Below are 19,680 nucleotides of genomic sequence, written 5' to 3' on the forward strand. Positions count from 1 at the left end.
ATCGTGTGAAGAAGGTTTGGATGATTACCGGTACTTCCACCGGTTTTGGACGGGCACTGGCACAAGAACTGATTAATCAAGGCTATCCTGTTGCTATAACTGCGAGACACGTAGAACAGATTGCCGCTTTGGTGGAAGGGCATGATCAAGCAATTGCTCTGACCCTGGATGTCACCAAAAAGGAGCAAGTCAGAGACGCAACGGAGCAGGTCCTAAAAAAATTCGGACGTATTGATGTACTGGTGAACAATGCCGGTTACGGTTATTTCGGCGCGGTTGAGGAAAGCGATGAAGACGCGGTCCGCAAACTGTTCGAAACCAACTTCTGGGGTTTGAGCGACTTAACCCGGAGTGTGCTGCCAACGATGCGCAATCAGCGCAGCGGTCACATTGTCAACGTCTCATCGATTGGCGGCTTAACCGCATTCCCGACGTTCGGCTATTATCATGCGACAAAATTTGCCGTCGAAGGTTTGTCGCAGGCATTAGCAAAAGAAGTTGAGCCGCTAGGTATCCATGTGACACTAGTGGAACCAGGCGCCTTCAGAACAGACTGGGCCGGGCGTTCCGCTGAAGATCGCAAAACCATTATTGACGATTACGCCGAAACAGCCGAACTACGCTTAAAACAAACACGTGGCAGATCTGGCGCCCAACCTGGAAGCCCAGAACTCGCTGCCAAAGCGATCATCAAAGCCGTTGAGTCCGAGCATAGTCCAATCCATCTCTTGTTAGGGAAAGACGCCGTAAAAAATGCTCGAGTCCAACTGGAAAATGTCCAAAAAGATTTGGAAGCCTGGGAAGATGTCTCAACCCATGTGGATTATGGAGACGAAGGGTACTGGAATTAACGAATGATGAACTTACAAAATGTGAGAAGGAGTAATAAACATGCCAAAATCAACGACTACAGCAACTTCATCAGGAACATTTTCAATTGGCGGTGATTTATCGGTTAATCGTTTAGGCTATGGCGCGATGCAGCTTACTGGTCCTGGTATCTGGGGAGAGCCCAAGGACCCGGAGGAAGCCATCCGGGTCCTTCAGACGGCCGCAGAACTTGACGTCACTTTTATTGATACCGCAGATGCTTATGGCCCGTTTGTCGCCAATGAGCTTGTCAAAAAGGCACTTCATCCCTATTCGGATCGTCTGGTCATCGCCACAAAAGTCGGACTCACCAGGCAGGGCCCCGATATTTGGACACCGGTCGGACGCCCAGCGTATCTGCGCCAGCAGGTTGAATTAAATCTGCGCACGTTAGGATTGGATCGCATTGATCTCCTGCAATTACATCGAATTGATCCCAAAGTGCCGCTTGCCGATCAGATTGGCGAGCTTGCTTTAATGAAACAGGAGGGCAAGATCCGTCATATCGGACTCAGCCAGGTTTCTGTCAAAGAACTTCAGGCGGTAAATAAAATTACGCCAATTGTATCTGTTCAGAACTTGTATAATCTGGCGAAACGTGATTCAGAAGATGTACTGAATTATTGCGAGGAACATCAGATTGGATTTATTCCATGGTTCCCGCTCGCGACAGGGGCACTCGCAAAAGATGGAGGCCCGCTTGATCAGATCGCAAAAAAATATGAAGCAAAACCTGCACAGATTGCGCTTGCCTGGCTGCTCAAACGTTCGCCGGTCATGCTGCCGATCCCGGGAACGTCATCAGTTGCCCATGTAAAAGAAAACATCGCTGCAGCCGGCATTAAGCTCAGCAATGAGGATTTTAAGTCTCTGGAAAAAGCTTTGTAATACGCAGTAATTATAAAAATGAACAATAAAACAAAAGTGACTCGAAATAAACCTCGAGTCACTTTTGTTTTATCAGCCAATACTGAGTCACACTGAGAGCAGGTAGCTTTTCATCTCGAATGCGTGCTTCTTTTCAAGACTACTTAAAGAGATGCTTGTATTCACCATAACCCTCAGATTCCAGGTCCTCTTCAGGAATAAACCGCAGCGCAGCAGAGTTGATGCAGTAGCGCTGGCCGGTTGGTACCGAAGGCTCCGGGAACACATGCCCCAAGTGTGAATCTCCGAGCTTACTACGTACCTCATCACGAAACATGCCGAAGGTGTTGTCCGCGACAGTCACAATGCGATGCGTACTGATCGGACGCGTAAAACTCGGCCATCCGCATCCTGCATCATATTGATCGGTTGTTGAGAACAAAGGCTCACCCGAGACAATATCTACGTAGATTCCCGGCTTTTTATTGTCCCAATACTCATTTTGGAATGGTGTTTCCGTACCTTTTTTCTGCGTCACTTTGTATTGGATTGGTGTCAATGTTTCTTGTAACTGCTTCCTATTCTTCTTGACGCCCCAATGTTTTGCGATAAAATCATCGCGTCCGGAGTTCTGGCGATAGTTGCCATAGCTCAGCGGATCCTTTCGGTAATAATTTTGATGAACTTCTTCCGCCGGATAAAAAGGGGCGGCAGGCACAATCGGTGTCACAATCGGCTTTCGAAAACGTCCGCTTTTCTCAAGAGCTTCTTTTGATGCTTCGGCAAGCCTTTTTTGTTCTTCGTTATGATAAAAGATACTCGTTCGATACTGGTCGCCTCGGTCATGAAACTGACCCTTGCGATCCGTCGGGTCAATCTGTTGCCAATAGAGCTCTAACAGTTTCTGATAAGGAAAAATGTCAGGATCAAACGTGATCTGGACCGCTTCCGCATGACCCGTTTTCCCGTAACAAACTTCTCTGTACGTTGGATTTTCCGTGTGGCCACCGGTGTACCCCGACAGCACCTCAATGATGCCCGGTTCTTGATCAAACGGATGAACCATGCACCAGAAACAGCCGCCGGCAAAGGTCGCTTTTTCTGTTCTGCTCATTTACATTCCTCCTGTACTTTAAGATAGCCTTTAATATCTTTATCTATTTAATACACATCATTTATTGCTCTTGAAATCGTTTACTTTTATCATACCATTTTCACCGGAAGTACGGAAAAACCCCGCTCACCTTCATGCATTCTCAGTAAGGTTGAGCGAGGTTTTCGTCTGTCATTGTTTCATTATCTTTTTTCAACGTTTGTTGAACTCATAGACGACTGCTTCATATGGGCGTAACAATAAATGATCTAAAGCTCTTGGCGAATCCGGATAATTACTGATCAAGATACCGATGTCTTCTTCCTTTGTTCCTTCCGAATAATGGAGGTCTGCCGGCGTTTCATAAAAATTACAAACAATGAACAGTTCCTGATCGTCCATTATACGTTTATACGCGTAGACTTGAGTGTTATCATGATCTACCAATTCGTATCTGCCTTTGATCAGAATATCTTTTTCCTTCCTAAGTGCAATCAGCTTTTGATAATGAAAAAAAACTGAGTCAGGGTCGACAAGGCTTTGCTCAACATTAACTTTGCGATAATTTGTATTGACTTTCATCCAGGGCTGGATTGTTGAAAAGCCGGCGTTCTCACTTGAATTCCATTGCATCGGGGTTCTTGCATTATCCCTTGCCTTCATATGAATCGATTGCATGATCTCTTCTTTAGAAAACCCAGTTGCATGCCGATCCTTATACATATTCTGCGTTTCGATGTCCGGATAATCATCAATCGATTCAAAGTTTGCATTGGTCATCCCAAGTTCCTCACCCTGGTAAATAAAAGGAGTCCCCTTCATGCCATGCAGCAAGGTTGCAAGCATCTTGGCCGATAATTCACGATATTCGCGATCATTGCCCCATCGCGACACAATGCGCGGCAGATCATGATTATTCCAGAATAAGCTGTTCCAACCATCTTCAGAAAAAGAGTCCTGCCATTTGCTTAATACATCTTTCAAATCGATCAAGTCTAATTTTTTTAAATCCCATCTGTGCTTGCCCGGCTGTTTGTCCAAGTTCATATGCTCAAATTGAAACACCATATTTAACTCTTTACGCCCTGCATCCGTATAGAGGTGGCCGATCTCCGGCGTCGCTCCCCACGTTTCACCTACAGTGATCAAGTTCGCCGGACCAAATGTATACTCATTCATTTCTTTGAGATAGTCATGAAGCTTGGGTCCATTTTCTTTTATCTTCTTGTCCGGTTCTTTCCCAATCAGATCGATGACATCCATTCTGAAACCGCCGATACCCTTTTCAATCCAAAAGTTCATCATCTTGTAAATAGCCCGGCGCATGTCCGGATTTTCCCAATTCAGATCCGGCTGTTGTTCACTGTAGAAATGCAAGTAATACTGCTTTGTCTTTTCATCATATGACCAGGCAGATCCGCCGAAATTCGATGATAAATCGTTGGGTTGATCACTCCAAATATAGTAATTCCGATACGGATTGTCCTTCGATTTTCTGGATTCGATGAACCATGGATGCTGATCGGAAGTATGATTGACTACCAAATCAACCATGATTTTAATGCCCCTTGCCTTACTTTCTTTTATAAGGGTATCCATATCGTCCATAGAACCGTATAACTTAGAAATTTGGTAATAGTCACTGATATCATAACCATTGTCTACCTGCGGAGACTCATAAACCGGACACAGCCAGATTACATCTACGCCGAGCAATTTTATATAATCTAATTTCTGAATGATCCCTTTAAGATCGCCGATGCCATCATGATTGCTGTCTAAAAAACTTTTGGGATAGATTTGATAGACAACACTTTGCTTCCACCAATCGTTTTTCATGATTAAGCTCCTTTATATCCATTCAGCCCTTCAGTTTATTCTTAGCAAGTAATAATCCACCAATGATGCCGGCCTGATCATTAAGACCGACAGGCTGAATATACGTTTCCAAATCAGGGACTTCAACATAGTCGTTGAGCATAGCATGAAATTCGTTTCTGATTAATTTGAATATCTGCTTCTGTTTCATGAGACCGCCACCAAGAATAATACGCTCAGGACGCAAAATCAGGGTATAACTAATCAGTGCCTGGGCCAGATAATAGGCTTCTAATTCCCATACGAAAGATTGGTCGGCAAGTTCAACGCCTTTTTTGCCCCAGCGCTTCTCGACAGCCGGACCCGAAGCCATTCCTTCTAGACAATTTTTATGGAAGGGACAGATCCCTTCAAAGGTATCATCAGGATGGCGTTTAATGAATACATGTCCCATTTCAGGATGACTGAATGCATTTAAAATCTGTCCTTTATTTATAAATCCTCCACCTATGCCGGTACCGATTGTGAGGTAGAGGCAGCTTTCGGTCCCGTTCGCATTTCCCAATAGATATTCACCGTAACCCGCCGCATTGACATCCGTTGTCCATGCAACCGGCACATTGAGTTTTTGCTTTAAATATCCGACAAAATTATAATCTCGCCAAAATGATTTGGGAGTTGATGTAATATATCCGAAAGTCTGTGATTTTTCGTCGACATCGATTGGTCCAAAAGATCCGACACCAAGTGCATCTAAATGATATCGAGAAAAAAAGTTAGAAATCTGTTCCATAGTTTCATCGGGTTTTGTGGTCGGAACGGTCACTGTATCGATAATGTTCATGTGTTCATCACCAACTGCGGCAATGAACTTTGTTCCACCAGCTTCAATTGAACCTAATAACATGCGATCCACTCCTAAAAAATTGTCAACTAATAATAATAATGAATACTCTATTTTTTACTTTGCAGTTAAAGCAATTAACGGGCTCTCCGACGCAACATGTTCATGCGTAATGCGTTCAACCGAAGCGTACTCTGCAGTGTTCGTAATTACCGTGATGACAGCCGGATCGTAACCAAGGGCTTTAATCTTATCTAGGTCAAAATGGCATAATTTATCGCCTTTGCGTACCTGTTGATCTTTCTTAACGAAGCTTTCAAAGTGCTCACCGTTTAAGTTGACCGTATCAATACCGATGTGAATCAGAACTTCAGCACCGCCGTCTGTTTTAATGCCATAGGCATGATGTGTCGGATAAGCCACGGTCACCAGACCATCACACGGCGCATAAACATCCCCGTTTTCCGGAATGATGGCGGCTCCTCTTCCCATGAATTCAGAAGAAAATACCTTATCATTCACTTCTTTAAGACTGATTGGGTCACCGGATACCGATGCATAAACGATTTCATCCAGAAGCTGAGTACCTTCTGCCACTGATTCAATATCTTCTTCGGTCGATACCTGCAGATCGCTGTCCGCTGCTGCAACCTCTGCTGCCATAGCACGTTTCCCATAAATATATGTGATTGTAAACGCAAGGACAAAGCTGATCAATCCACTCAGGAGAAATGTACTAATTGATTGTGAACGGATACAAATAAAACCGATAACGCTTGCAGGGCCCATAGAAACGGCTAGGACATGAAACAGGCCAACAAAGATTGATGCTATTCCGGAAGCGATCATGGCACAGACGAAAGGATATTTCAACTTTAAGTTAACGCCAAAGATGGCCGGCTCAGTAATACCTAACAACGCTGAGATACTTGATGAAGACGCCAGACTTTTTTGTTTCTTATTTTTCGTAATAAAGAACACCGCAAGACAAGCGGCACCTTGAGCAATGTTGGCCATCGAAGCAATCGGAAAGACAAAGGATCCGCCAGTTATTGCTCGATTTGCGAGCAGCTGTGTTTCAATCGCAGGGAAACTCTGGTGCAATCCAGTAATGACGATCGCTGAGTAAAAGAATCCAAACACCATCGTCCCAATAGGACCAGTTGTGTTGTACAACCACATAATACCGTTTGTCAAACCGTCACTGACATTACGCATCACAGGTCCGACAAAAATAAACGTTAAAAAGCCGGTGATAATAATAGCAAGCATAGGTGTAAAAGTGAAATCAAGGGCTTTCGAAATGCGTTTATGAAAGAATATCTCAAGTTTAGCCAGAATGAAGGATACAACGAGTACAGGCAAAACCGATCCTTGGTAACCGGCTTGCGCGACATGCAGACCGAAAATATTCCAATAAGCAAGCTTTCCGGAAGCCGCAGCGCTCACTACTTCATAACCACTAGTCAGGGCTGGGGAAACCATAATCATCCCCATGGCTGCTCCCAAATAAGGATTGCCGCCAAAACGTTTTGTGGCTGAAAAGCCAATTAACACAGGTAAGAAAAAGAATGGAGCAGCAGACATGGTATTAATGAAGCCGGCAATATCCTTTAGTCCCGGATAAATTTCTACAATTGATTTAGCGGTAAAAAGATGTTCCGCGGTAAGCACATTATTAAGAGCCATAAGCAGACCGCCTGCAACCAGAGCCGGAATAATCGGGACAAAAATATCCGATAAAACCTTGATAAATTGCATAAATATATTTCCCTTAGGACCGCTAGACGAATGGTTGACATCTTCCTTAGTCATATCCGGCAAACCTGCTAACTTAATAAGTTCATCGTAAACTTTATCGACATCTCCAGGGCCGATAATAATTTGAAACTGACCGTTTGTCTTAAATGTTCCCTTAACATCCGGGTGCTCATCTAATGCTGTTTGATTTATCTTTGACTCATCCTTGATTACGAGACGCAGCCTGGTGGCACAGTGTGCAGCTGCCTGAATATTTTCCTTGCCGCTGAGAGCAGTCAATACATCTTGAGCAACTTTTACATAATTCATTTTGTACACCCTTTCAAAAATCATTTCGTGTTTTTGCAAGCGCTTTATTATTAATATACGCTCATTTTCCCATATGTCAATCGTGCGTCATAAATTTAAATTTAATTACAATAAACAATTTTTATTTATGGATTTTAAAAATGGTATACGTTTGACATAATTGAAGATATAGAGTACATTAACATTTAAGATAGCGCTTTCTTAATGAGTGGAGGTTCTTAACAATGGAATGGAGCAGAGCAAAAAGATATAAAAAATTTGCGGATTGGTCACAACAAGAAAAAGATGATTTACTAAATAAAATACAGCACTCCCCTTGGCGAATGGACGTTCATATCCAACCAAAAAGCGGATTGCTAAACGATCCTAACGGCTTTTCTTACTACAATAAAAAATGGCATCTGTTTTATCAAAATTATCCGATGGGCCCGGTTCATGGACTGAAAGCTTGGTATCATCTCACTTCAGAAGATTTAACACATTGGCATGAAGAAGGGCTGGCGATGATTCCAGATAACGAATTCGACAGTCATGGCTGCTATTCAGGGTCCGCACTTCCGGTGGGTGACAAGCTATTTATTATGTACACTGGAAACGTCCGCGATGAGAATTGGGAAAGATATCCTCATCAGTTGGGCGCCTGGATGAATAAAGACCTGCACATTGAAAAGATAAAGAGTCCATTGATCGTTTCTCAGCCGAAAAACTATACGGATCACTTCAGAGATCCTCAAGTTATTCACTACAATGGAGCGTACTATGCGCTCATCGGGGCACAAAACACTCAGCTTGAAGGCGAAATTTTACTCTACAAATCTACGGACTTAAGCAGTTGGACATTTTTGGGCCCATTAGCATTCGCCAAACAATCATTAGGTTTTATGATCGAGTGTCCAAATCTTGTTTTTGTTGATGGGGTGCCGCTCCTTATTTTTTGCCCGCAAGGTCTAAATAAAAATGTTCTAGATTATCAGAATATCTATCCCAATGTTTATCTGATCGGCAACCATTTTGATCCCGACCATGCTGTATTTGACTCAGGACAGATGATAAACAATCTGGATGAAGGCTTTGATGTTTATGCGACTCAGGCAATGAATGCCCCTGATGGCCGGGCGCTGGCCGTCAGCTGGATCGGACTTCCGGAAATTGATTATCCGACTGATCAGTACGGTTGGGCACATTGCTTAAGCCTTGTGCGGGAACTAACAATCAAAGATGGCAACCTCTATCAAAATCCGGTTAAAGAGACAGCTTCACTACGTACAAAACATATTCAGCTCCAAGGCCACTTGCACAATCAGTTAACACCGATCATGCATGACTGCGATCGCGCGTATGAGCTCGATATTGAACTAAAAGGTACAGGCAGCGGTAGATTGGCTTTAGCTGACGACGGTTTGAACGCTCTCGATCTTCTATTTGATTTTGATGCAGGCAAGCTTACACTGGATCGAGGGCATTCTGGAGTTCAATTTGCTGAGGCATACGGTACAACACGGACGACAACTATAACTAGAAACGGCCAGATAAATCTCCATATTTTCATTGACAATTCAGTGGCCGAAATTTATGTGAATCACGGCCGCAAAGTGCTGACAGCCCGCTTTTTCCCAAGTGATCGCCAAACGCAGATTTCTTTGGAGACAAACGGCCATTTGGATTATAATTGTAATTATTGGAGTCTATTAAATGGAAAAGGATAAATTATATTGAGGCCCAAACTAAATGATGTCGCAAGAGAAGCTGGCGTTTCTCCTACAACCGTATCCCGTGTGATCAATAATCACGGCTACCTTAGTGAGAAAACAAAAAACAAAGTGTTTCAAGCAATGAAAAAGCTCAATTATCAGCCCAACTCCATTGCTCGCTCACTTCACGGCAAACAAACCAACTTAATTGGCGTGCTCTTTTCTTCTGTTAGCAATCCTTTTTTTGGAGAACTTGTCGAAAAAATAGAGAATAAACTGTTTAAATCTGGATATAAAACAATCCTGTGCAATAGTGCGGATAATAAGGAAAAAGAGCGTGTGTATTTGAACATGCTTATTGCGAACCAAGTCGACGGTATTATTGCCGGTGCCCACAACCTGGGCATCAAAGAGTATGAAAAAGTCGGCTTGCCGATTATCTCGTTTGACCGTTACTTGTCGAGTACCATTCCAATTGTCAGTTCCGACAACTATCTAGGCGGCGTATTGGCCACTCAGGAACTCTATCAAAGCGGCGCCCGAAAGATCTATCTTTTTGCCAGCAGCCATACGCCAAATAGTCCCACAGATAAGCGGCGAACCGGTTATCTGGAGACTATGGAAAAGTTGCAGCTTGAAGCCCATGAAAAAGTCATCGCTTCAACAATGGCTTCCAGTGTCAAAGCACTAATGATTAAGCAGATCTTAAGCACCGAGCAGATAGAAGGCATCTTTTGCACAGATGATCTGACTGCGCTAATCGTTTTACAGCAAGCTAAAGAATTAGGCATCCGTGTGCCGCAAGACTTGAAGGTAATCGGCTATGACGGAACACAATTTATACAAAACTACCATCCGGAGTTAACCACGATCGCTCAGCCAATTAACGATATGGCAGAGTTACTCGTAGAATTGCTGCTAAAAAGGGTGACTGACGAACAGTCGGAGCTCAAAGAACACTATGTCCTCCCGATCAAGCTCATACGCAATCAATCAAGCTCACAGTTCATGTGAAAATCTGGAACTGTAGATGGTCGATGCTCTCAAAAATGTCTTAAGTGCACTACTGACCGAAATAAATCATTTTGTATAAAAAGACAGCAGCAATACCGGCAAGAATAGGCGCTACGACTGGAATCCAAGCATACGTCCATTGTGATGTCCCTTTATTTTTCAACGGGATCAGAGCATGAACAATACGCGGACCCAAGTCTCGTGCCGGATTAAGTCCCGGTCCGGTTGGGCCGCCAAGTGAAGCAACCAAAGCCCAGACAAGAAACCCGACACCAAGTTCGGCAACACCGGGTGTATGAATAAGCGCATGTGAATTTAAAATCAGCAGTGCGGAAAAAACTAAAATGAATGTACCTAAGAATTCATTTATAAAGCCATTAACAAAACTGCCTGAAGCAGAGATTGTTGAACATGTACCCAAAATCCGTGACGGATTGTCGGTTTGATCATAGAACGGTTTGTACGCTAAGAAAAGTAAAAGCTGCCCGAGCATTGCACCAAGAAATTGCGCCGTGATATAGGGCACAACATTCGACCATTGCTGTAAACCATTGACGGCTAGAGCAAGTGTAATCGCCGGATTAATCTGGCTGCCGCTGATCGGACCAAACATCATGACCGGAATCATGACCCCGAAGCCATATCCGACAGCAATGATCATCCAGCCATTTTGATAGCCCTTTGTTCCTTTTAGCTCGACGTTAGCAACCGCTCCGTTCCCAAGCATGATCATAATCGCTGTGCCCAGTAATTCGCTTAACCACCGCACGGTTAATCCATAAACCATTTCGTACTTCTCCCATTTCTGCTCTAATATTTTTTAAAAATTACGATTCTTTTCTCAAAAAAAAGAGCAACTACCAACAAAGCTAATTGCTCAAATGTACATGTGGTATGTCATGACGTATCCTATCGTGTATTTCATTAAATCCACAGATGTCAGATAAACTGAATCAACTGCATCAGCACTGGAACAACAATGACAAATAATACGGTACTTGCTGTAACAATATTTGTCGCGTACTTCACATCACCATGCGCCTCATTAGCCAATATCGGCAAAACGGCCAGCATCGGGGTCGCCGATTGAACAATTTGTGTTTGCGTCAGCATTGTTGGCAAATGAGCACCTGTAAGATGTGTACCAAAGACGATGACCACAATCAGAACGATTGGCGAGATTACAAAGCGTCCAAGCAAAGCCATAATGGTATCACGATCAAATCGAATACTTGAAAGCCCTGCGTTATAGAGCACAATACCGATATAGATCAAGGATAACGGTGTGACAATACTGCCGACATAGGTCAGTGTCGCACTAATAAAACTTGGCACAGGGATGCTTAGGATTAGAAATACAAGACCGACAATAAATCCGAGCAAAGGCGGAGGTAAGATTTTCTTCCAATTGAATTTTTTCTTGCCGGATGCCTTTGTTTTCGTCGGATCGTCATTTGAAATCAGAAAAACACCAAATGCCCATGTTGAAACGGTGTTCGTGATGTAATAAATCAGGAAATAAGGCAAACTTTTTTCTCCGAACAACGCGATGTTCAAAGGTAGCCCGATAAAAATAGTGTTCGCGTTAACGACAGCATTCATAAAAATGCCCCGTCTGCCCGGACGAATTTTGAGCAGTTTCACCAAACCATAAGCGATTAAATAAGAAATCGTCACAGCCACAACCGGATAAATCAGGCTGCCGGATAGTTGAAGCAAGCTGTCTCGCGTTAAATACTTGAGCACCGATACAAAAATGGATGCCGGCAGAGCTACTTTTGTAATTAAAGAAGAAATACTTTTGCCGAAGTTCTCGTCAAACCATTTGAATTGCTTCAGGAAATAACCTAAAGCAATCATTAAAATGATCGATAGAACACTTTGAATGGATTGTAGAAAGACCATGCAGACCCACCTCTTCTCACAAATTTAAGTCAGTGTATTTAGCCTCCCATTTCATCTCTGAAACGGCTTTTTTAATATCTGAGATCTCTTCACGATTTAACTTTTGATCCAGAACGCTTTGGCCAACGACTTCTGCGATCGTCTGAGAGAACTCGGTCAGTTTAGCAACTGGAGGGAGTACAGCTGCTCCTGGTTGCTCGGTGTCTACAATACCGCCCAAAGCGTGGCTCGCTTGAGATAACATTTCGCCATTCACGCGGGTTGCGGTTGAAGCGATAATGCCGAACCCGAGACCAGGATACATCAGCGCGTTATTTGCTTGACCAATTTCATAGGTAACACCTTTGTAGTCAACAGGCGCCGCAGGAATACCAGTTGCGACCAGCGCTTTGCCATCTGTCCATTTGATCAGGTCTTCGGCTTTCGCTTCTGCAAGCTTCGTCGGGTTTGAGAGTGGGAAGATGACCGGACGTTCAGTATGGGCTGCCATTTCTTTAATAATCGTTTCTTTAAAGGCACCCGGTTGTGTTGACGTACCGATCATAATCGTCGGCTGAACCGCTTTGACTGCCGCTTCAAGATTGGTTAATTCGTTGCTGTTTTCAAATTCAGAACGATCGTGAACGAAGGCCTTCTGACCAGGGGTAAGCTCTTCGGTGTCATTGAAGAGCAACCCTTGCTTATCGACAAGGAAGAAGTGTTTGCGCGCCTCTTCTTCTGACAAGCCTTGTCGCTTCATTTCATCAAGGAGTTGATTCGTAATCCCTACGCCAGCCGTTCCTGCACCGAAAATCAAGATGCGTTGATCAGTCAGTTTTTCTTTGGAAATTTTCATCGCGCCTAGGATACCAGCAAGAACGACAATTCCTGTACCTTGAATATCATCATTGAACGTTGTAATTTTATCCTGATATTTTTCTAGAATCGTTGCCGCGTTAGAACGCCCGAAGTCTTCCCAGTGCAGCAGCGCTTCAGGGAACAATTTTCCGGATGCCTGAACAAACCGATCAATGAGATCATAATACCGTTCACCACGCACGCGTTCATGGCGATTGCCTAAATAAAGCGGATCATGAAGCAGCTTTTCATTGTTTGTGCCTGCATCAATGACAACAGGCAACACCATAGAAGGATTAATTCCTGCGGCGGCTGTGTAAACCATGAGCTTGCCAATAGCAATGTCCACGCCATTTACGCCCCAGTCACCCATTCCGAGAATGCCTTCAGAATCTGTAACTACAATCAGCCGGATGTCACGGCCGCCGGGGGCGTTCTTCAATGTCGCTTCCACATCCTCAGGCTCATCAACGGACAAGAAGGCTGCATCCTGTGGGCTTACAAATAATTCATTATATTGTTCAATCGAATCCGCTACGGTCGGATCGTAGACGATCGGCATAAATTCAACCACATGATCTTCCATCAACCGATAAAATAAGGTACGATTTGTATTAAACACATTCATCAAAAAGATTCTTTTTTCTAAATCCGTCGTCTTGCTTGAATATTGGCCATAGGCCTGAACAGCCTGTTCATCTAGTGTTTGCACCTTCGCCGGCAGTGTTCCTTGCAGCCCATAAGCCTGACGTTCTTCTTTAGTAAATGCCGTTCCTTTATTTAGAAAAGGATTATTTAAAATATCTTGTGGATTTAATGCCATGATCTTTTTCCTCCTTATATCCAAAGGTGATTGTTTTTCTTTCTAAGCGCACTATAACAACCGATAAAATTTATAGTCAAACACAGGCGTAGTCATAAATTTTATTAATATGAGATCAGTATTAATGAGTAGGAGCTGGTTGTGTGAACATCAAGGAATTGCAGTATTTTCAGCGTCTTTTTCAAGAAAATAGTTTTACCAAAACAGCAAATTTCTTTCACGTCAGCCAGCCGACAATAACCGCAGCTGTACAGAGATTAGAGAAGGAATTAGATGCTCAGCTTGTTATCCGAGATCAATCGCACAAAGACCTGATTTTTACGGACAGCGGAAAACAATTTGAAAAGCACGTCGAGCAAATTCTTCAAGAGATTGAAACTGCCAAATTAGAAATTACCGCAATAAAAAAAGAGAAAGTCCGGCTTGGACTTCCTCCGATTATCGGCGGCTACTATTTCCCAACGCTTTCTTCTCAGCTTGTCAGCCAAGATCTTCTTTCGCAATTAGACACCCATGAAGATGGTTCTAAGCTGCTCCTTAATAAATTGATTACTGGCCATCTTGATATAGCTCTTCTCGGATCCGTACAGCCTATTGAAAACGATCAATTATCCGGACATATGCTGTCCCGCAAAAAATTCAAAATTATTGTCAGCCGCAATCATCCGCTTGCTCAAAAAAAGGCAGTAGCTTTTAAGGATTTACAGCGTGAACCTTTTATCCAACTTAATGAACGTTTTATTCACTCAATTGCCTTTGAGCAATTAAGCCGGCAAAACCGTATCAAACCAGAAATTATCTATCGAACCAATGACATTCAAGTGATCAAAGGCATGGTTGCCAATAATATCGGGATCAGCTTTCTGACCGAAATGGCCATTCTGCCACAAGACCCGGTCGCTGCTTTGGAACTAAGCGACGTGGTACAGCCCGAATTTATGATTCAGCTTGTTTATCGGTCAAATCATGTCTTGACCGCGGTTCAGCAAAAAATTGTAAATTTGATGACTCAGTACGCGTTTTAATAACCCGAGCACCTTTTTTCCTGATAAAAAGTTCAGTAGTTGCTCATTCGATGAATCACTTATTCCCCTGGAAATTCTTCCAATACTTAGAAAAAACCGTTCATGCGCTTCTATGAACGGTTTTTTTGCCTTTCTGTTGCATGTACAGACTTCTCCGGGGATAGTCTGTGCATTCCTGGACATAATCAAAAAAGGACTTTTACGTTGTAAAAAGGTGGATACTCTATATGAAAAAGGATGAAATGCACCTAGGAGATCATGTTTATGTGATTTGTCGTAACCCGCACACAGCAAGTGTTGCGATGATTCAGGAGGCTGAAGTCGCCGATAATCCCAACAAAGCTGGGGATAAAGCACTGTTTTTGTATGAGTTATACTATGAATTTGCTGATGAAGATGCAATTTTCCCAACATTCGATGAAGCGCAGCGTATCTACAGGCAAATTTATGATGAAGATTAAGAAGAGGCAAGGCATGCACCCACAAGAATGTGTATGAACTGCTCAAAAGAAAAGAGCACGATATTCATGGTAAAACCATTCATCCCCCAGCTCGTCTACATCGAACCACGGGCATTAGATTACCCTTTAGGACAAGCACTAAAAAAGAAATTTGAAAAAATGAATATTGAAATTCGCGAAACGACATCACACAACCAAGTGCGAAATCTTCCGGGTAACAATGATTTTCAAAAATACCGTATTGCCAAATCAACTTTAGTTGTCGGCGTTCGAAAAACTCTAGACTTCTCAAGTTCCAAGCCCTCAGCAGAATATGCATTACCGCTAGCAACGGGTTGTATGGGGCACTGCCATTACTGCTATCTACAAACAACAATGGGCTCAAAACCTTATATTCGAACCTATGTTAACGTGGACGAAATTCTTGAACGTGCGGCGTTGTATATGAAGGAACGTGAACCAGAGAAAACAAGGTTTGAAGCAGCTTGCACCTCCGACATTGTTGGTATTGATCATTTAACGCACTCACTGAAAAAAGCGATTGAATTTTTCGGTGAGAGAGATTTGGGAGAACTGCGCTTTGTGACCAAATTTGCCCATGTTGATCATCTATTGGACGCAAAGCATAACGGTCGCACCCGGTTTCGATTCAGTCTTAATGATGAATATGTGATTAAGTTTTTTGAAGCAGGTACTTCAAGCCTTTTGGATCGGATTGAAGCAGCAAAGAAAGTTGCTGATGCTGGCTATCCGCTCGGCTTTATTATAGCGCCGATTTATATTCATGACGGCTGGCAGGACGGTTATCGCCAGCTTTTTGAAACGTTACATGACTACTTTCCGAAACCGATAAATGAGCCCATTACATTCGAATTAATTCAGCATCGATTTACCAAACCGGCAAAACGTATCATTGAGAAAAATTACCCTAAGTCCAAATTAGTCATGGATGAGGAAGCGCGCCGTTATAAATGGGGGCGTTATGGTATTGGAAAATACGTGTACAAAAAAGATGATGAGGAACTGCTGCAAGAAACACTGGAAGGTTATATTCATACCTATTTCCCTGATGCCCGATTAGAGTATTTCACATGAATCTTCTTCAAGCTCACCGATTTGGGCCGTTTCACATAAATTAGAAGTGAAATGATCTTGAAATCCAGGAGCATAGGGGAATAAACGATGAATATGATCAAATTTCAATCTTTTAGTGGTACCATCACTATGATTAGTGATTTTGCAACCGGACAGACTGGCGAGGGGGAAAGCTGTAATAAATTAATAGCTGTCGAAAACAACCTTCGCGGAGTAGTAAACTTCGTGGTCACACCAACGACATACTTTGTCGATCATGTCATGGTTCAAGTTGGGGACAGAGTAACAGGATATTATGATGGAAATGCGCCGGTTCCGCTGATCTACCCGCCACAATATCGAGCCCTTGTTATGGTAAAAGAAAGTCCCTATCAAAATGTAAAAGTAGACTTTTTTAACAGCGATTTAGTGAGTAGTGATGGGCAACTTAAATTAAACATTTCTCCATCTACACAAATCGTTCTAACGAATGGGCAGGCCTTTACAGGTAATCCCGCAAACCGAAACTTAATCGTTATCTATGGTCCTACTACGAGAAGTATCCCTCCTCAAACCACCCCCTTTAAAATAATCGTTTGGTGTTAAGGGTGAATGGTCCCAATGAATAGGAAAATAAAAAAATAGCCTCATTTACTTGTCAAAAAGTAAGTGAGGCTTTACTTCTATGCGTTTTTTTTGAGATTCTTCTCATCCATCTCTATTTTGATTAGTTTCCTAAGATCTGCTTTAATTCTTCAACACTGCTGACCATATAAGTTGGACTTGCTCCCTTGATTTCATCGATCGAGCCATATCCATAAGTGACGCCAATACAATCAATCCCCGTGTTGTGAGCTCCGATCAAATCATGTTTCCGATCACCAATCATGACAAAGTCATTCTGATCATAATCACGGTAAAGGTTAAGTATGTAGTCAATAATATCGGTCTTCGATGATCGTGTTCCATCAAGATTGCTGCCAACTACCTGATCAAAATATCGATCAATAGCAAAATACTTCAATATTTGCTCAGAAAAAACTGTCGGCTTCGATGTCGCAATGATCAACGTATGTCCTGCCTGTTTTAAGGATTCCAACATTGCTTGGATGCCCGGATATAATTCGTTCTCAAACATACCTTTTTCTTTGAAACGTTCTCTGTAATAATCAATGGCTTTCAGGATATCATTTTCATTCATATGGTAGTACTCTGCGAATGAATCCTGAAGTGGCGGGCCTATAAAACATTCCAGTTTTTGTAGATCTGGTTCAAAAATCCCCATTTTCTCCAGCCCATACTGAACCGATTTCGTAATTCCTATTTTCGGGTCCGACAGTGTTCCATCCAAATCAAACAAAATCATCTTATACTTTTCCACAGGATCCTCCTTTTGCTACTCCTTCATAACCATAATTACTTTAACATTTGAATGAATTATAGCTTAGTTTAAAAAGAAGAACTAGCTATATTTGCTGTTTGATACACCAAATTTCCTTCACCCCTGACATGCATCAAATTCTTCAATTATCAATAAAGAACCATTTTCGCAATTGCTAATTGCAATGAATTTCAGTTGAAATTCTAACCAATGGGTTCTGACCTTTTATAACAGACATATAAATCAATGCTACTTTGATTTTACAAAATATTTGTTTAAAATTAATCTTAATTAATTTTAATTTTAAAAGATATATGTTATTCTCTTACCATACCTATTGGAAGAGGGGAAAAAATGAGCGAAAACAAGAATAAATTAACGACGAGCTGGGGCGCACCTGTCGGTGACAATCAAAATTCAATGACTGCAGGTTCATCCGGACCAACTTTGATTCAAGACTTTGCTCTATTAGATAAACTGGCTCATTTTGATCGCGAACGTGTTCCAGAACGCGTGGTCCACGCAAAGGGTACAGGCGCACATGGATACTTTGAGGTAACTCATGATCTCTCACAATATACAAAAGCTGATTTCTTGTCTCAAATCGGAAAACGCACGTCAGTGTTTACCCGTTTTTCAACAGTAGCCGGTGAGTTAGGTTCCGCCGACACTGTGCGTGATCCGAGAGGATTTGCGGTTAAATTTTATACAAATGAAGGCAATTATGATTTAGTCGGCAACAATACACCCGTATTCTTTATTCGTGATGCGATTAAGTTTCCAGATTTCATTCATACACAAAAAAGAGATCCAAGAACGCACCTGAAAAATCCGACTGCTGTCTGGGATTTCTGGTCACTGTCGCCTGAATCCCTTCACCAGGTGACGATTCTCGCTTCTGACCGCGGCATTCCTGCAACCCTCCGTCATATGCACGGATATGGCAGCCATACATTTAGATGGGTGAATGCGGAAGGCAAAAGTGTGTGGGTCAAATATCATTGGAGAACGGATCAGGGAATTAAAAATCTCGATGTCGATTTAGCAGAAAAACTGGCTGGAGAAAACCCAGATTATCATACTCAGGATTTATTTAATGCGATCGAAAACGGTGACTATCCATCATGGACTTTATATGTCCAGATCATGCCGCTGGAAGACGCGAAAGCTTATCGTTTCAATCCTTTTGACGTCACAAAAGTCATCTCACAGAAAGATTATCCACTGATTGAAGTCGGCCGTATGGTACTGAATAAAAACCCTGAAAATTATTTCGCCGAAGTGGAACAGGCTGCCTTCTCGCCCGCCACGCTCGTGCCTGGCATTGATGTATCTCCGGATAAAATGCTGCAAGGACGGCTTTTCTCCTATGCAGATACCCAGCGGCATCGCATCGGACCGAATTATCAGACCTTGCCGATCAATCGTCCATTAAGCGGGGTCAACAATTACTATCGTGACGGTAACATGCGTTTCGATGGGAACGGCGGCCGTTCCGTCTACTACGAGCCGAACAGCTTTGGTGGACCTGCTGAATCCTCCGAAAACAAGCAAGCAGAATTCGAAGTAAACGGCATGGCAGCCAATGTTCCATATGACGATGATGATTTCTACACACAAGCAGGTGACCTCTATCGCCTCATGAATGAAGATGAACGTACACGGCTTGTCCGTAACCTCGTAAATTGGATGAAACCAGTTGAAGTAGAAGAAATCAAGGAACGTCAGATCCGCCACTTCTACAGAGCGGATCCAGAGTATGGAAAACGCGTTGCAGAAGGACTCGGTCTTCCCGTTCCTAACAATATTTTGTAATTTACATTTCCCACTCATACAAAAAAACTCAGTGTGAAAAGAACTTTTTCACGCTGAGTTTTTTTCTTATGGACTATAATACTGTTCTGGCA

General features: G+C 42.7%; 17 protein-coding genes. 9 read left to right on the forward strand and 8 right to left on the reverse strand.

Annotation, left to right across the window (positions count from 1 at the left end):
- The first annotated feature begins 5 nt into the window (after window positions 1–5).
- A complete protein-coding gene (locus P343_RS28175) occupies window positions 6–851 on the forward strand; it encodes an oxidoreductase (RefSeq protein ID WP_023510183.1) in 846 nt (281 codons plus the stop codon).
- A gap of 40 nt (window positions 852–891) precedes the next feature.
- Window positions 892–1,758, forward strand: coding sequence for an aldo/keto reductase (locus P343_RS28180; protein ID WP_023510184.1), 867 nt, complete (start codon window positions 892–894; stop codon window positions 1,756–1,758).
- Window positions 1,759–1,897: 139 nt separating this feature from the next.
- Here the strand turns inward: P343_RS28180 and msrA are convergent, their stop codons facing one another.
- The 4 genes from msrA to P343_RS28200 form a co-directional block, all read right to left on the reverse strand.
- Window positions 1,898–2,851 carry a peptide-methionine (S)-S-oxide reductase MsrA gene (gene msrA, locus P343_RS28185; RefSeq protein WP_023510185.1) on the reverse strand — a complete coding sequence of 318 codons (954 nt, stop codon included), beginning with the start codon at window positions 2,849–2,851 and terminating at the stop codon, window positions 1,898–1,900.
- Between the two features lie 192 nt (window positions 2,852–3,043).
- Entirely contained in the window at window positions 3,044–4,669 is a 1,626-nt protein-coding gene (locus tag P343_RS28190; RefSeq protein WP_023510186.1) for a glycoside hydrolase family 13 protein, read from the reverse strand.
- A gap of 22 nt (window positions 4,670–4,691) precedes the next feature.
- The gene (locus tag P343_RS28195; RefSeq protein WP_023510187.1) at window positions 4,692–5,555 is read right to left on the reverse strand and encodes an ROK family protein; all 864 of its coding nucleotides are present in this window, start codon (window positions 5,553–5,555) and stop codon (window positions 4,692–4,694) included.
- 54 nt (window positions 5,556–5,609) lie between these two features.
- A complete protein-coding gene (locus P343_RS28200; RefSeq protein ID WP_023510188.1) occupies window positions 5,610–7,562 on the reverse strand; it encodes a sucrose-specific PTS transporter subunit IIBC in 1,953 nt (650 codons plus the stop codon).
- Window positions 7,563–7,786: 224 nt separating this feature from the next.
- Here P343_RS28200 and P343_RS28205 point away from each other — a divergent pair, with 224 nt between their 5' ends.
- Together P343_RS28205 and P343_RS28210 are read left to right on the forward strand one after the other, a co-directional pair.
- Window positions 7,787–9,268, forward strand: a complete 1,482-nt coding sequence (locus P343_RS28205) for a sucrose-6-phosphate hydrolase (RefSeq protein WP_023510189.1) — start codon at window positions 7,787–7,789, stop codon at window positions 9,266–9,268.
- A 6-nt stretch (window positions 9,269–9,274) separates the two neighbouring features.
- Window positions 9,275–10,267: a LacI family DNA-binding transcriptional regulator gene (locus P343_RS28210; RefSeq protein ID WP_023510190.1), complete on the forward strand. Its 993-nt coding sequence runs from the start codon at window positions 9,275–9,277 to the stop codon at window positions 10,265–10,267.
- A 49-nt stretch (window positions 10,268–10,316) separates the two neighbouring features.
- Here the strand turns inward: P343_RS28210 and P343_RS28215 are convergent, their stop codons facing one another.
- From P343_RS28215 to P343_RS28225, 3 genes are all read right to left on the reverse strand, one after another.
- Window positions 10,317–11,054 carry an MIP/aquaporin family protein gene (locus P343_RS28215; RefSeq protein ID WP_023510191.1) on the reverse strand — a complete coding sequence of 246 codons (738 nt, stop codon included), beginning with the start codon at window positions 11,052–11,054 and terminating at the stop codon, window positions 10,317–10,319.
- 152 nt (window positions 11,055–11,206) lie between these two features.
- Entirely contained in the window at window positions 11,207–12,172 is a 966-nt protein-coding gene (locus P343_RS28220) for an AEC family transporter (RefSeq protein ID WP_023510192.1), read from the reverse strand.
- 16 nt (window positions 12,173–12,188) lie between these two features.
- Window positions 12,189–13,832: a malolactic enzyme gene (locus P343_RS28225; RefSeq protein WP_023510193.1), complete on the reverse strand. Its 1,644-nt coding sequence runs from the start codon at window positions 13,830–13,832 to the stop codon at window positions 12,189–12,191.
- Window positions 13,833–13,975: 143 nt separating this feature from the next.
- Here P343_RS28225 and P343_RS28230 point away from each other — a divergent pair, with 143 nt between their 5' ends.
- From P343_RS28230 to P343_RS28245, 4 genes are all read left to right on the forward strand, one after another.
- Complete coding sequence (locus tag P343_RS28230) at window positions 13,976–14,857, forward strand: LysR substrate-binding domain-containing protein (RefSeq protein ID WP_023510194.1); 882 nt, start codon at window positions 13,976–13,978, stop codon at window positions 14,855–14,857.
- A 227-nt stretch (window positions 14,858–15,084) separates the two neighbouring features.
- Window positions 15,085–15,318: a transcriptional regulator SplA domain-containing protein gene (locus P343_RS28235; protein WP_023510195.1), complete on the forward strand. Its 234-nt coding sequence runs from the start codon at window positions 15,085–15,087 to the stop codon at window positions 15,316–15,318.
- 66 nt (window positions 15,319–15,384) lie between these two features.
- The gene (gene splB / locus P343_RS28240; RefSeq protein ID WP_023510196.1) at window positions 15,385–16,413 is read left to right on the forward strand and encodes a spore photoproduct lyase; all 1,029 of its coding nucleotides are present in this window, start codon (window positions 15,385–15,387) and stop codon (window positions 16,411–16,413) included.
- A gap of 93 nt (window positions 16,414–16,506) precedes the next feature.
- Window positions 16,507–16,998: a hypothetical protein gene (locus P343_RS28245; RefSeq protein WP_031263942.1), complete on the forward strand. Its 492-nt coding sequence runs from the start codon at window positions 16,507–16,509 to the stop codon at window positions 16,996–16,998.
- A gap of 121 nt (window positions 16,999–17,119) precedes the next feature.
- Here P343_RS28245 and P343_RS28250 read toward each other — a convergent pair whose 3' ends face one another.
- On the reverse strand, window positions 17,120–17,773 hold the full coding sequence (locus P343_RS28250; RefSeq protein WP_023510198.1) for an HAD family hydrolase: 654 nt from the start codon (window positions 17,771–17,773) through the stop codon (window positions 17,120–17,122).
- A gap of 354 nt (window positions 17,774–18,127) precedes the next feature.
- On the opposite strand from P343_RS28250, the gene katA reads away from it, so the two are divergent.
- Window positions 18,128–19,588, forward strand: a complete 1,461-nt coding sequence (gene katA, locus P343_RS28255; protein WP_023510199.1) for a catalase KatA — start codon at window positions 18,128–18,130, stop codon at window positions 19,586–19,588.
- Window positions 19,589–19,680 lie beyond the last annotated feature (92 nt).

Source organism: Sporolactobacillus laevolacticus DSM 442 (genome assembly GCF_000497245.1).
GTDB classification, from domain to species: domain Bacteria; phylum Bacillota; class Bacilli; order Bacillales; family Sporolactobacillaceae; genus Sporolactobacillus; species Sporolactobacillus laevolacticus.

Bases quoted from the DNA above. Each gene is read 5' to 3' on its own strand.
- msrA (WP_023510185.1), bottom strand. From the start codon at position 2,851: ATGAGCAGAACAGAAAAAGCGACCTTTGCCGGCGGCTGTTTCTGGTGC.
- splB (WP_023510196.1), top strand. From the start codon at position 15,385: ATGGTAAAACCATTCATCCCCCAGCTCGTCTACATCGAACCACGGGCA.
- P343_RS28195 (WP_023510187.1), bottom strand. From the start codon at position 5,555: ATGTTATTAGGTTCAATTGAAGCTGGTGGAACAAAGTTCATTGCCGCA.
- P343_RS28235 (WP_023510195.1), top strand. From the start codon at position 15,085: ATGAAAAAGGATGAAATGCACCTAGGAGATCATGTTTATGTGATTTGT.
- P343_RS28190 (WP_023510186.1), bottom strand. From the start codon at position 4,669: ATGAAAAACGATTGGTGGAAGCAAAGTGTTGTCTATCAAATCTATCCC.
- P343_RS28245 (WP_031263942.1), top strand. From the start codon at position 16,507: ATGATCAAATTTCAATCTTTTAGTGGTACCATCACTATGATTAGTGAT.
- katA (WP_023510199.1), top strand. From the start codon at position 18,128: ATGAGCGAAAACAAGAATAAATTAACGACGAGCTGGGGCGCACCTGTC.
- P343_RS28205 (WP_023510189.1), top strand. From the start codon at position 7,787: ATGGAATGGAGCAGAGCAAAAAGATATAAAAAATTTGCGGATTGGTCA.
- P343_RS28225 (WP_023510193.1), bottom strand. From the start codon at position 13,832: ATGGCATTAAATCCACAAGATATTTTAAATAATCCTTTTCTAAATAAA.
- P343_RS28215 (WP_023510191.1), bottom strand. From the start codon at position 11,054: ATGGTTTATGGATTAACCGTGCGGTGGTTAAGCGAATTACTGGGCACA.
- P343_RS28200 (WP_023510188.1), bottom strand. From the start codon at position 7,562: ATGAATTATGTAAAAGTTGCTCAAGATGTATTGACTGCTCTCAGCGGC.
- P343_RS28220 (WP_023510192.1), bottom strand. From the start codon at position 12,172: ATGGTCTTTCTACAATCCATTCAAAGTGTTCTATCGATCATTTTAATG.
- P343_RS28180 (WP_023510184.1), top strand. From the start codon at position 892: ATGCCAAAATCAACGACTACAGCAACTTCATCAGGAACATTTTCAATT.